This window comes from Wolbachia endosymbiont (group A) of Cephus spinipes (assembly GCF_964026895.1).
In the GTDB taxonomy this organism is placed as follows: Bacteria; Pseudomonadota; Alphaproteobacteria; order Rickettsiales; family Anaplasmataceae; genus Wolbachia; species Wolbachia pipientis.
The window spans coordinates 737627-750037 of the sequence record NZ_OZ034713.1 but is presented as its reverse complement, the minus strand read 5'-3'; the positions used below and the strand labels follow the sequence as shown (position 1 = coordinate 750037).

General features: G+C 35.8%; 11 protein-coding genes, 1 tRNA gene and 1 pseudogene. 7 read left to right on the top strand and 6 right to left on the bottom strand.

Going from position 1 to position 12411, the window contains the following annotated elements; translation table 11 throughout:
- Nucleotides 1-48: 48 nt before the first annotated feature.
- Complete coding sequence (locus tag AAGD59_RS03545; RefSeq protein WP_255324787.1) at nt 49-171, top strand: hypothetical protein; 123 nt, start codon at nt 49-51, stop codon at nt 169-171.
- 171 nt (nt 172-342) lie between these two features.
- Here AAGD59_RS03545 and radC read toward each other — a convergent pair whose 3' ends face one another.
- The 4 genes from radC to AAGD59_RS03525 form a co-directional block, all read right to left on the bottom strand.
- A complete protein-coding gene (gene radC, locus AAGD59_RS03540) occupies nt 343-1017 on the bottom strand; it encodes a RadC family protein (RefSeq protein ID WP_197907349.1) in 675 nt (224 codons plus the stop codon).
- Nucleotides 992-1222 carry a hypothetical protein gene (locus tag AAGD59_RS03535; protein ID WP_041573522.1) on the bottom strand — a complete coding sequence of 77 codons (231 nt, stop codon included), beginning with the start codon at nt 1220-1222 and terminating at the stop codon, nt 992-994. The genes radC and AAGD59_RS03535 overlap by 26 nt, the downstream gene beginning before the upstream one ends.
- 142 nt (nt 1223-1364) lie before the next feature.
- On the bottom strand, nt 1365-1961 hold the full coding sequence (locus AAGD59_RS03530; RefSeq protein ID WP_174516777.1) for an RDD family protein: 597 nt from the start codon (nt 1959-1961) through the stop codon (nt 1365-1367).
- A gap of 24 nt (nt 1962-1985) precedes the next feature.
- Nucleotides 1986-2068, bottom strand: a tRNA-Leu gene (locus AAGD59_RS03525).
- A gap of 114 nt (nt 2069-2182) precedes the next feature.
- On the opposite strand from AAGD59_RS03525, the gene AAGD59_RS03520 reads away from it, so the two are divergent.
- The gene (locus AAGD59_RS03520) at nt 2183-3634 is read left to right on the top strand and encodes a replicative DNA helicase (RefSeq protein WP_141456959.1); all 1452 of its coding nucleotides are present in this window, start codon (nt 2183-2185) and stop codon (nt 3632-3634) included.
- A gap of 115 nt (nt 3635-3749) precedes the next feature.
- Nucleotides 3750-4940: a hypothetical protein gene (locus AAGD59_RS03515; protein ID WP_244662733.1), complete on the top strand. Its 1191-nt coding sequence runs from the start codon at nt 3750-3752 to the stop codon at nt 4938-4940.
- A 73-nt stretch (nt 4941-5013) separates the two neighbouring features.
- Here the strand turns inward: AAGD59_RS03515 and metG are convergent, their stop codons facing one another.
- Nucleotides 5014-6651, bottom strand: a complete 1638-nt coding sequence (metG, locus tag AAGD59_RS03510; RefSeq protein ID WP_015589097.1) for a methionine--tRNA ligase — start codon at nt 6649-6651, stop codon at nt 5014-5016.
- A gap of 157 nt (nt 6652-6808) precedes the next feature.
- Here metG and AAGD59_RS03505 point away from each other — a divergent pair, with 157 nt between their 5' ends.
- On the top strand, nt 6809-7231 hold the full coding sequence (locus tag AAGD59_RS03505; protein WP_233395601.1) for a TrbC/VirB2 family protein: 423 nt from the start codon (nt 6809-6811) through the stop codon (nt 7229-7231).
- Between the two features lie 11 nt (nt 7232-7242).
- Here the strand turns inward: AAGD59_RS03505 and ubiG are convergent, their stop codons facing one another.
- A complete protein-coding gene (gene ubiG / locus AAGD59_RS03500) occupies nt 7243-8418 on the bottom strand; it encodes a bifunctional 2-polyprenyl-6-hydroxyphenol methylase/3-demethylubiquinol 3-O-methyltransferase UbiG (RefSeq protein ID WP_015589098.1) in 1176 nt (391 codons plus the stop codon).
- Nucleotides 8419-8613: 195 nt separating this feature from the next.
- On the opposite strand from ubiG, the pseudogene AAGD59_RS06955 reads away from it, so the two are divergent.
- The 3 genes and pseudogenes from AAGD59_RS06955 to AAGD59_RS03490 all read left to right on the top strand — a co-directional run.
- Nucleotides 8614-8700 (top strand): annotated as a pseudogene (locus tag AAGD59_RS06955) (WPE palindromic element domain-containing protein); the annotation flags it as partial.
- Nucleotides 8701-9318: 618 nt separating this feature from the next.
- Nucleotides 9319-11067, top strand: a complete 1749-nt coding sequence (dnaG, locus tag AAGD59_RS03495) for a DNA primase (protein ID WP_015589099.1) — start codon at nt 9319-9321, stop codon at nt 11065-11067.
- Between the two features lie 237 nt (nt 11068-11304).
- Nucleotides 11305-12387, top strand: coding sequence for a Fic family protein (locus tag AAGD59_RS03490; protein WP_006280480.1), 1083 nt, complete (start codon nt 11305-11307; stop codon nt 12385-12387).
- The last annotated feature ends 24 nt before the right edge of the window (nt 12388-12411 follow it).

The following is a 12411-nucleotide window of genomic DNA, read 5'->3' as shown; positions in this document are numbered from 1 at the left end:
TTCCACAACTGTACGAACATTGCGATTTGGGCCTACCAGAAGGGTGTCATGAAAGTAGCTGACACTGGTTCCTTTATGACGGTGTCATCCCAGTGCCCTGACTACTTGGATCCAGGAAACTTAATTGCAAGTAATGCATTGGGTTTGGTGAGTATGGGTTTTGCGTTATAGAATGAAGCACTTTTGGTGAATTTGTAAAGAAAACTGGATTCCAGTGTCAAGCACTGGAATGACAAGTTCTCGGCAACCCCTACGTCATCCCGTCACGGTATCTCTTAGCCGCTAACACGTAGCGGAATGACGATTGTCGGTAAATCTAAGTTACTGTAGCTATAAAGGCTTTCACAACAACCTATTTTCCTTGAAACTAAAATAGCTACTGAATGTAATAATAATGTGGTCTATTAATTCTATTCCTATACTTTGGCAAGCTTCTGCTAGTTGTCTAGTGAGAGATATATCGCTATTTGAAGGTTGTGTATCTCCGCTTGGATGATTGTGAGATATTACAATGGATGTTGAACCAATCAAAAGTGCGCGCTTGATGATCTCTCTGACATAAAGAGGAGTTTGATCTACTGTACCAATATTTTGCAGGTCTTCCGCTATTAGACGATACTTTTTATTCATATAGATGACACGAAAATTTTCCTTATTGAGGCTTCCTATACTTATTCTTAAATAATCAAGCAATTTTTCCCAGTTATCGATTACAGGCAGGTTTTTTATTTCTTCTCTTGCAGAACGAACAAAGGCTTGTTTTACACAAAAGATGGCAGATATCGCTGCATTGCTGACATCATCAACGTTTTGCAGCGCTTCCAGGTCAGCATTAAAAACTTTATTCAAACTGCCAAAATTTTCTATCAAACTCTTTGCTATCGGCTTTACATCAATTCTACTGTATGCTGAATATAAAATGTGCTCTAAAACCTCATAATCAAGTAATGATTGTCCATTATCTAAAATAATTTTCTCCCTTAGGCGCTTTCTATGCCCCTTTTTGTAATTTTTCATCATCAATGAATTGCTTATCTCTTGTATAATAAGAAATTAGATTTTTAAGTAAAATATTTAATAAAGCGCATGACGCACAATTGTAAGAACATTCATTTTTAAAGACAGCAAATGGTGTCATGAAAGTAGCTGAGACACTGTCCTCCTTTGTCATACGAGTAGCTGACACTGGTTCCTTTACGACGGCAGTGCCCAGAGGTGTCATCCCAGTGCATGCACATAGTGCAAAAAATTAAAAATAAGACGCCAATACGTAATACTGTTGTCGTTTAATCTGCACAGATTGAAGATAAATGAATACCTTCAGTATCATGATAAAGGGGCTGGCGAAGGGTGTCAAGTAGTTTTTAGCTCTGCCTTCTAAGGCTTTTACTCGTGACAACCACTGTGGCTGCGATCTTATCGTGCCAAGTTTGACAGCGTTTGTTGAAATTTGACCATAAAAAGCCCAAGAACAATGGTGCAACTGACAATATAAAGGAAAAAAATCTCTTTGTTGCTTGTTTTAGGGTCATCTTTTCGAAAGTTTGTGCATCCACAACTCTAAGCCCAAATAATAGTTTTCCAGGTGTAGTAGCAAACTTTACCCACATATATATTACATAGCAAAAGAGCATAATAAACTGGACTATTTGATTTAGGATTAGTAATTTTATAAGTCTACTCTGCGTTGTCTTTTCTTCCGCAGACAGTGGTGCTTGCATTGGGGATTTTGCAGCAATTTGACTTAATATTTTGCTATCCTCTGAGTTCATAAAGAGCTGATTTAAGGCTTGGCTGCAAAACTGCAAGAACAAAACGATAATAATCAAATCAAGCAATACTGATATATAGCGCCTGAGGCCGGTTACATAACATATCCCATTTTCATCTTTCTTTACCTTTTGAATAACATTTATAGAAGAAAAAATAGAAAATAAACGATTAAAAAATTTATGTAACATATATATACTTTCCAATATTTAACGTGCCCCTGGCCGGACTTGAACCAGCATGCTTTTGCAAGCAACAGATTTTGAGTCTGCCGTGTCTACCATTCCACCACAGGGGCATTAAGTTTTAATGCTATAGGCAACACGGAATTAGTCAAATTTTTTTGCCTTTACATCTTTCAAATGAGGACTAAATATTCTACAATAATCAACAGTTACTCTCAAAACTTAAAATGAATGAATTAGCCAATCTCCTCAGTTCAAGAAGTGTAGATAAGGAAATATGTAAATTACCGCATAATTTAGAAGCTGAACAGATGCTTATTGGTGCAATGATTCGTGATAATAGAATCTGTGATGCAGTTGAAGACACAATTACAGCAGAAAATTTCTATGATCCACTGCATCAAAGTATTTTTACGCAAATATCTAAAACCAGGAAACACGGTATAGTTGCCAATGAACTGAGCCTCAAAATGTTTTTTGAGAACGACCAAGCGTTTACCGAGTGTGGCGGGGTAGAGTACTTAGCAAAGCTTGCAGCGAAGGCAAGTATTGCACTTGATATTTATAGTTTGACTAGAATAATCCGTGATACTTACTTAAGGAGATGTTTAATTAAGCTCGGGCAAGAAATAGTTGGTGATAGCTACAACTACGATATTGAAAATCCTGCACAGGCGCAAATTGAACAAGCAATGACAAAATTGTTCAATTTGGCAGTAAAAAAACAAGGTGAGAAAACATATATAAAACTTGCAAGTTCAATTAAAGATGTAGTTGAGAAGATCAGCACACTGAAAAATAATCCAGAAGCGCTAGGCGTTACAACCGGACTTCAAGATCTAAATCAGCTTCTTGGTGGTCTACAAAAATCTGATTTATTAATTTTAGCTGCAAGGCCTTCTATGGGTAAAACAGCATTGGCGCTAAACATTGCACTTAATGCTTGTAAGATGTTGCAAAAAAGAGCAGATAAACAACACCATGTAGCGTTTTTCTCACTTGAAATGTCAGCAGAGCAATTAACTGCAAGGCTGATCACTATAGATTCAGGGATTAGTTATTATAAGGCATTAACCGGGAGAATTAGTGATTTTGAATTGCATGAATTTATCAATACTAGTACAGAATTATCTGAACTGCCTTTCATCATAGATGACACCCCTGCGCTATCAATTAGTGCCCTTCGCACCAGAATACGCTTGCTGTATCAATTATATAATGTAGAAGTGGTATTCATTGATTATTTGCAGCTAATCAGAGGAACAACAAAAAGGAGTAATGAAAATAGAGTGCAAGAAATCTCGGAAGTGACGCAGGGTTTGAAAGCAATTGCAAAGGAGCTAAATATTCCCATTGTTGCACTATCTCAGCTCTCTCGTTCTGTTGAGCAGAGGGATGATAAAAAACCACAACTTTCTGATTTACGTGATTCAGGGAGCATAGAGCAAGACGCAGATATAGTAATGTTTCTCTATAGAGAAGAGTATTATGAACTAAGAAAACAGCCAAATGAAGGAAACAATAAACATCGGGAATGGCAAGAGAAAATGGAAAAAATTAGAAACATTGCAGAGCTCATTATTGCAAAGCAGAGAAATGGACCAATTGGCAGTGTGAAGCTATATTTTGACTCTAACAGAGGTGCATTCAAAGATTACACGGAAAGGCATAGTTCATAGCTTGGCAGCAATCTTCTTGTTCCCAAGTTCATTGATTATTTTTTTTATGTAAAGATAGCTTGACAATTTCTTAAAAATCCTTTTATATATGGTATTATATTTTATAATACGTGAGATGATGAATAAAAACAATGTACCCTATTATATAGCTGGAACTCTGGCTGCTTTAACTTTATTAGCATCTGGAGTGTTTGCTGCAGCTCCTTATATTGGTTTCTTAGCTCCAGTTGCAGCATTAAGTGTTGGCCTTCCATTTATTATTGGTGGTGCTGTATTTTCTGCTGTAGCTATTGCACTTTCGTATGCAGCAGTTAGTAAGAACAAAACTATTTCTGAGAAGGAAGCTCAGCTTTCTGATGAAAAAAGTAAAGTAGAAGCTAAAGGTAAAATAATTTCTGAGAAAGTAAAAGAAATATCCGAAAAAAATACTCAACTGGCTAATCAAGCAAAAGAGATAGAAGATAAAGATAAAACTATTTCTGAGAAAGATCGGGAGATTTTTAGAATGAAAAATGAGTTGGCTGCAACCAGAAGGATTAATGCTTCTCAGCCAGGTAATGCGGTAGAATTTGATAGCATAAACCAGCAGCTTACTAAGAGAGATTTCGAAGTACAAACTCAAGAGCAAGCCATTATTTCACAAGCAAAAGGGACAATTAGTAGTGTTGGAAATAAATTAAAAAATGTTTATGATACTATGCCATCAACTAAAATAGAATTTTCATGGGTCTCAGAAAAATTTTCACCATACTGGAATAGTGTTAAAAACTTGATGTTTGGTAATAAGGCAGATCAAGCAAGTGGTGCTAGTCAACTTTCAAGTGAATCTCAAGGTAATGGTATTGTTATTCCAGAGGGGGCAAAGCTAGAGCTTTCTCCAATATTATTTGATTTTTTGTTTAGAGAAAAACAGAAGATGGTAAGGCAATTTTTAAGAGAGCAAACTGATGAAAAAAAGAATGTGGCTACACAAGAAAATTTAAAAACTGAGACTCCTAGCCAGGAAAATCAGATGAATATTGATAACGTTCCTAAGCAACCTGATCATTTAAATGTTGATGCTGCTAAAAGTTATTTAATGAGTCTTTCTGAGGATCAGGATGTATTTTATGATGCAGAATCTGGTGATGAAAAAGGTACTGAGATTTCTAGCCCAGAAAGTCAGCCAACTAAAGAAGAAAATGGTCAAGGCTGGTTTGCATGGAGCCTAGGAAAGGTTAAGTCGGCAATGACTGAAGTAGTAGTGATAGGTGCTGATGTTACTAAACCATATTGTGCTAAAGTAACTAAGGCACTTGCCACCTAACTTGAATATGTAGACAGCGGTGTGCACCGTCGTTAACTAAAGATAATCCCATCCAGGAGAAATAGTTTTTACACTATTTCTCCTCTTTAGCATCAACCCTCAAAAAAACCGGCGTAGGTTTAGGCAATGTTATGCCTGAACTTACGCACGCGTCGCACAAAGATTTTAAATCTCGTTGTTCTTTCGGAATTTGCAGTTGATTTAGTATCATCTCTGCTGACTTGGGAACGATTGGCTGCAATAAAATGCCTATTATCCTGATATATTCCAGTAACTTGTAAATTACTAAATTCATGCGCTCTCTGTCAGTTTTGCTTAGTGTCCAGGGTGCACTTTTGTCTATGTAGGCATTTGCTTCAGAAGAGATGTTGATGATTAGAAGTATGATATGGTTAAATTCATACTTTGATAGGTGATTCATCACTTGATCGAGTATAGCTTTGCAACCTGGAAGACTTTCTTCACCTTTAAGTAGGCTTTGATCGATTGTTGGTACAATTCCAGAACATTGCTTGTGTAAAAATGAAATTGTTCTTTGCACTAAATTGCCTATGTTGTTTGCCAGTTCTGAATTTATCCGGCTGATCATATTTTTCTTACTAAAGTTGCCATCTTGGCCGAAGCTTGCTTCCCTGAGGAGAAAATAGCGTAGCTGATCAACACCAAACTCTTGAGCGAGGCCAATTGGATCTATGACATTACCAAGGGACTTGGATATTTTCTCTCCCTCGTTCAACCACCAACCATGAACTGCAATTTGTTTTGGCAGTGGTAGGTCTGCTGCAAGGAGAATCGCTGGCCAATATACAGCATGAAAGCGCAATATGTCTTTACCGATTACATGAACGTTGAAAGAGTTGTCAGCTAGGTTTGCAGCGCTTGACACTGGAATCTGCGTTTTCCCTTGGTTTGGTGTCATTCCAGTGCTTGACACTGGAATCTGTGTTTCTGGTTCTGCCCAAAACCTCTTATATTCCTCACCTTCAGTACTAGGTAAACCTATTGATGTAAGATAATTGGTTAATGCATCTATCCAGACATAGATTACGTGTTTGTCATTACCTGGTACTTTTATTCCCCAGTTAAAACTAGTGCGAGAGATTGAGAGGTCAATGAGCCCTGATCTTACAAACGATATCACTTCATTTCTTCTGCTCTCAGGAAAGATAAAACTTGGCTGATTTTTATAGAGTTCCAGTAATTTGTCTTGCCAGTTTGACAAGCGAAAAAAGTAGCTCTCTTCTTTTATCCACTGAACTTCTGCGCCTGTTGGTGCTTTGCCATCTATCAGCTCTGATTCCTGATAAAATGCTTCATCACGAACTGAATACCAACCCGAATAGGAATCCAAATATATTTGCCCTCTCTCTTCAAGTCTATTCCATAAAGCTATAACTGCTTTTTTGTGACGTTCCTCCGTAGTGCGAATAAAATCGTCATACTCAAAATTCATGAACTTAGCCAATTCTTTAAATGAAACGCTCACATCATCTGTAAATTCTTTTGGCTGCATTTCCTTTGCTTTAGCTGCTTTTTCTATTTTTTGTCCATGTTCATCTGTACCGGTGGTAAATTTGACATTTTTCCCAGCTAGTTTCATGAACCTTGCCACCACGTCACACAAGAGAGAAGTGTATGCATGACCAATATGCGGCTTATCGTTTACGTAATATACTGGCGTGGTGATGTAAAAGTTCTCGAATTGTTCCATGGTTTAGCATTTTGATAAAAATCAACTGAGTTAATTATAGTATTAAAAAGGCAGTAATAAATAAATATTGATTGGGTTAAGCATAATTTTTGAAAAAAGCTATTTACTGAAATTTTATTAAAATAAGAAACAATCAGGCATGATTATTGAAAGAACAATGAGAAATTTTCTTGTAATTCTATTTATAGTTTTCTATGCATTTGATGCACACGCTGATGGAGCAACAGATGTAATGTGTAATGTAATAGGTTACGTTCATGGAATAGGTGGACCAATGATTACAGTGGTAATAATTGGTTCAAGCTTACTTGCAATATTTGGCAGAATGCCTTGGCCTGCACTTTTCGCACTGGGTATGTTTGTTGCTGTGTTTTTTGGTGCTCCTCAAATTGTAACAAAGGTAACAGAAAAAGAAGTTTGTTGTCTTTTTAAAGGTCAAACCTTGGAGAATGGAAAGTGTGTTGCTGCTCCTGGATATGAACGTGTAGGTACAGGTTATGCTTGTCGTTCCGGTTGGGCGCTAACTAATAAAGGCTACTGTATAAAAGCTGGCCAAGATCCTTCAAAGTATTGGAAGTGAAAATGGTGCTTTTATAGAGTTAAATCTAACAAACCGCAGAGTATATAATTAACATCCACGCCTTTAGTTAGATTCCACTCACGCTTTATTACGTTGTACTCCATGCCAGCCATGTTTTGCAGCGTTACATTATTTTCTCTTAAGTGATTTGCAATTTCTGACGGCTTGAGAAATTTATTCCAGTTATGTGTACCTTTTGGCAGCCAATTTAATATGTACTCTGCACCAATTATTGCAAGGCAGAAGGATTTGATAGTTCTATTTATTGTGGATATAAAGATTAACCCCTCCGGTTTTAGCAGTTCTATCGCTTTTTTCATGAAAAGCTCTAAATTATCCACATGTTCAACTACTTCCATCAACAGAACCACGTCGTACTTCTTGTCATTGCTTAGCTCTTCAATGCTGGTGTGTATATATTCTATATTTAACCCTACTTTTTTTGCATGTGAATGCGCTACTTTTATGTTTTCTTCACATACATCTATTCCCACAACGTTAATGCCAACGCGTGCCATTGACTCTGACAAAATGCCACCACCACACCCGACATCAAGCAATGATAATTCTTTTAAATTGCATTTTTTTAACTCTTTTATTTTCTCAATAATGTAAGATACTCTAACAGGATTCATCATGTGCAATGGTTTGAATTTGCCGTTCTCATCCCACCACTGGCCTGCCATTTTAGCGAATTTTGATATTTCATCTTCGTTATAAGTTTTTGTTTTTTTTTTCTTAGAGGTTATATTGCTGAGTTTATCAAGGCGTTTTTTATGTCTGCTTTCTTTTGAAAATTCTGTTTCGAGGAATTGTTTGACTATGTCTTTTGCTAATCCACTCGCAGTAAACCCTGCACCAAGACACAGTACATTTGCGTTGCCATGCTCGCGAGCTAATTTTGCGATCTCAACACTGTTACATAAAGCAGCGTAGATTCCTTCAAAACGATTTGCCACAGTACTCATGCCCAAACCTGTACCACAAATTAATATCCCATAATTTGCTTTTTTGCTTGTTATATCTTCTACAACTTTAACAGCATAGTTTGGGTAATCTACACACTTTTGCTTAGCAGTGCAGCCTTGATCTACTACTCTGTAACCTAGGGCTTCCAGGTAAGGTTTTATTTCTGATTTTAATTCATAACCAGCATGATCTGAGGCAATTGATACTATACCTAACATATAAGAAATAAGGACATTTTATATGGGTTTGAACTTTCTGTCAAGTCATTCAATGCTTCTGACCTTTTGGGAGTTCTAAAGCTATAGCTAAGGTTTTCCTACGTCATACCGCAATTCATTCCACAACTGTACGAACATTGTGATTTGAGAATAATCTCCGCCAGGAAGGGTGTCATCCCAGTGCTTTGGCACTGAGATCCAGAAAACTTAATTTTAAATAAGTACACCAGATAGCTGTATAATAAGAACTGGATTCCAGTGTCAAGCACTGGAATGACACCTTCTGTATAAATATTAAGAAATTTACCAAACGAAAAAAAAGGCAAAAGAAGCCCCGTGGTTGGCTAATTACTTACATTATACTTTCAAGTATGGCGTTTTTTTATTCTAAACACTTAATAACCGCGATTTAGCTGCTTTTAAGCTGCAACTAATCTAAATTATAAACGTTAAGAAATTTACTAAACAGAAAAAAAGGCAAAAGAAACCCTAGGGTAGCTAGTTATTCACTATCCATTTTTTAAGTTGGCGTTTTTTAATGTTTTAAATGCTTTATAAGCGTATTTCAGCTTGTGTAGGTCAAAACCCGGAAATTTGATAAAGACATAAGGTGCACATAGTGCAAAAAATTAAACATGAGACGCCAGATACGTTGAGTTTTTTTGTCATTTAATCTGTACAGAGAAGATAAATAAATAGCTTCAGTTTCATGATAAGGGCGCTGGCGAGGTTTGTCAAGGAAGTTTTTTGTTTCTGTGGGCTACCTGGATGACAGGATTGCTCTTGAATTTGTATAGCTACATTGTCGGTAAATCTAAATTGCTTTAGTTATAGAAATAAATTTCGAGTCAGATGTGTATAAATTCTATATAATTTTTATCCTACTACTAATTTAACAAGATGGATCATATAGATATTATAAAATCAAAATTATTATTATCCGACATAGTAGGTAAAAAAGTCAGATTAATAAAAAGAGGAGATAGTTTTGTTGGGCTCTGTCCATTTCATAACGAAAAAACCCCATCTTTTTCGGTGAGCAATACTAAGGGGTTATATTACTGTTTTGGTTGCTTGGCTAGTGGTGATGCATTTGAATTTATTTCACAAACTGAAGGATTAAGCTTTAAAGAAGCATTGGAAAAATTAGCATCGGTTACAGGTGTTGAACTGCCCAAAAATCTTAGTATTACAAAAGAGGACAATAAACTATTTTTAGCGCTTGATTTAGCTGCAAATTGGTTTGCACAAAAAAATCAAGGTGTTGTAGATTATTTAAAGCAGCGTAAGATTTCACCTAAAATCATAGATAAATTTAAGATAGGTTATGCACCAAGCTCTGGTTTGAAAGAGTATTTAAACTCTTCAGGTATTGAAGACAGAATTTTGATTGATATTGGATTAGTAAACAAAAATTTTCATGATTATTTTTATGACCGGCTGATATTTCCTATACAGAGCATTGCAGGGAGAGTTATTGGTTTTGGCGGACGTGTGCTAAGTTCTGAGCAACAGCCGAAATATTTAAACAGTCCAGAGAGTCAGCTCTTTAAGAAGAGGGAGAATTTATACGGATTAAACTTTGCTTTAAGCGAAATACGTAAAAAACAGCACATACTCGTTGTTGAAGGATATATGGACGCTATAGCGCTACATCAAGCAGGAATTAGTAATGCAGTTGCTCCGCTTGGTACCGCAATTTCTGCAGAGCAGATAAAAAATCTATGGAGATTTGCTAAAGAAATCTCCATCTGTATGGATGGCGATAGTGCTGGACGTCATGCTGCTACTCGAGTTGCAGAACTTGCTCTGCCAATATTAGAGCCTGGATACACGTTAAAGTTTGTGACTTTGCCAAGTAATAAAGATCCATACGATATATGTAACGAACTGGCATACAAGAAAGAAGACGTGTTGACTGCTCTTGACCATTCAACAAAACTGCATTCTGAATATTTATGGCATCACATAATCGATAGCAATTTGCAAAATTATGAAAAACTTGCTCCGGAAAAATATTCAATTCTTGAGCACAAGTTCATGGAATATGTAAATACTATTAGCAACAGCAGTATTAGAAGGTATTACAGAGATTATTTTTACAATAAGGCTAGTGAACTAAGAAGTAGCTTCAAAAAACAGATTTTTAATAGTAAAACTGGAGCAACAAAAGGTGAGTATCTTCATAACAAATCTCCAGAGCTAATTGAAGCAGAGCAAAATCAGGCCGTAATTTTGCGTATAGCCGTAGAATTTCCTGAAATTTTGAACCGTCCTATATTTTTTGAGCAATTTTCTCATTTTGAATTTACTAATGAGATGAAAAGATTACAACAGCGTGTAATTGATGTAATAAGTAACAAAAGCAAACTCGATAAAGAGGCTTTGTTACAAGAATTGAAACAGTTTAACGTTATAAAGTATGTATTTGAAAAAACTAGTGTACTAAATAGCCAACTGAACGAGAGAAAATCTGCAGAAATTGTGTGGAATAATATAGTGTTACTAAAAGAATTAAATGCATTACGAAAAGAAAGAACCGAAGCGAGGCTGAGCGGTAATCTTGACTTAGAAGAAAGGTTAATAGAACAAATAGAGCAAATAGAAAGTAGTATACAAGAAATGCAAATGGAGTTTATTGAAAAGTAGATATCGTCTCGTTAGTCAACAAGAAAATTACAAAATAAGACAATATTTTACATAAGATTGAAATTTTTAACTAATTAAGCCTTCCTCCAACAGCTTTGCCCTGTAGTTTTTGATATGGTTAGGATCACTTGAAAATGTATAATTTTTGTAGTTAGCTCTGCTATGCATATAAAGCTTACTATTGACTTTTATCACATTATCTCACATTATCTCACATAATATGCATGTGAGAAGAATATGAACTGGAAGAATTTTCGTCTTAGTACACGTCTCAACCTAGAAGGGCCTGTAATTGAACAAGTGTACGAGTTAATTACTGCAGTTGATAGTGTTAAAAATAGCTGGCAGATAACGAAAAAACTACTACCACAAACAATTGAAAGATTAACTCATTCAGTTATTGTTACATCTTCTGGCGCTTCTAACCGTATTGAAGGAAATCGTCTAACCGATAAAGAAGTTGAGGATCTATATAAAAACCTACGTGTCAAAAAATTTAAAAATAGAGATGAGCAAGAAATTGCTGGCTACTTAGAAATGCTTACACTAATATTTCATGATTATACGGATATTCCAATTAGTGAGTCATCAATATTGCACATTAACAACCAGATGCTACTTTATAGTGAAAAAGATTTGTATCATAGAGGAAAATACAAAGCAAGTTCTAATAGAGTTGAGGCAAAAGATCAGAATGGAAAAGTTGTTGGTATAATTTTTGATCCCACACCACCTTACCTTGTTAGAAAGGAAGTACAAGAGCTTATTGATTGGTATCACTGGTCCTTAAATAATAAATTTAAGCATCCTCTTATTATTGTTGCTAACTTTGTTTTTGAGTATCTGGCAATACACCCTTTTCAAGATGGAAATGGCAGAACTAGTAGATTGATGACTAATTTAATGCTGTTGCAGCAGGGTTATGATTTTGTATCTATTGTATCACATGAAAAGATAATTGAAACTAACAAACTTGATTACTACTTAGCGCTTAATAAAACACAAAGTAGCTGGAAAAGTGGCAAAGAAGATATTTCCCCGTGGTTAATATTTTTTCTTAATGTACTCAAAACGCAAGCAAATGAGGCGCATTATATTCTTGAGAGGGAGAATACTGAATATTTATTATCAAGAAAACAATTGTTCTTCTGGGAATGGGCACTTAGCCTTGCAGATAAAGAATTTAGTAGAAAAGATGCTATAGAAGCTCTAGGATTTCCTCCAAGAACAGTAGAGGCAATTACAAAGAAACTGCTAGGGATGAAATACTTACAGCGTCTTGGAGAAGGCAAAGCCACTAGATATAAAGTTATTATTTAAAAGTTTTAGTATATTTTTCAAGAT

What these genes read in the sequence shown, in the direction of transcription:
- radC (WP_197907349.1), bottom strand. Translation starts at nt 1,017, where the DNA reads ATGAAAAATTACAAAAAGGGGCATAGAAAGCGCCTAAGGGAGAAAATT.
- AAGD59_RS03515 (WP_244662733.1), top strand. Translation starts at nt 3,750, where the DNA reads ATGATGAATAAAAACAATGTACCCTATTATATAGCTGGAACTCTGGCT.
- metG (WP_015589097.1), bottom strand. Translation starts at nt 6,651, where the DNA reads ATGGAACAATTCGAGAACTTTTACATCACCACGCCAGTATATTACGTA.
- dnaG (WP_015589099.1), top strand. Translation starts at nt 9,319, where the DNA reads ATGGATCATATAGATATTATAAAATCAAAATTATTATTATCCGACATA.
- AAGD59_RS03490 (WP_006280480.1), top strand. Translation starts at nt 11,305, where the DNA reads ATGAACTGGAAGAATTTTCGTCTTAGTACACGTCTCAACCTAGAAGGG.
- AAGD59_RS03545 (WP_255324787.1), top strand. Translation starts at nt 49, where the DNA reads ATGAAAGTAGCTGACACTGGTTCCTTTATGACGGTGTCATCCCAGTGC.
- AAGD59_RS03520 (WP_141456959.1), top strand. Translation starts at nt 2,183, where the DNA reads ATGAATGAATTAGCCAATCTCCTCAGTTCAAGAAGTGTAGATAAGGAA.
- AAGD59_RS03535 (WP_041573522.1), bottom strand. Translation starts at nt 1,222, where the DNA reads ATGACACCTCTGGGCACTGCCGTCGTAAAGGAACCAGTGTCAGCTACT.
- AAGD59_RS03505 (WP_233395601.1), top strand. Translation starts at nt 6,809, where the DNA reads ATGAGAAATTTTCTTGTAATTCTATTTATAGTTTTCTATGCATTTGAT.
- ubiG (WP_015589098.1), bottom strand. Translation starts at nt 8,418, where the DNA reads ATGTTAGGTATAGTATCAATTGCCTCAGATCATGCTGGTTATGAATTA.
- AAGD59_RS03530 (WP_174516777.1), bottom strand. Translation starts at nt 1,961, where the DNA reads ATGTTACATAAATTTTTTAATCGTTTATTTTCTATTTTTTCTTCTATA.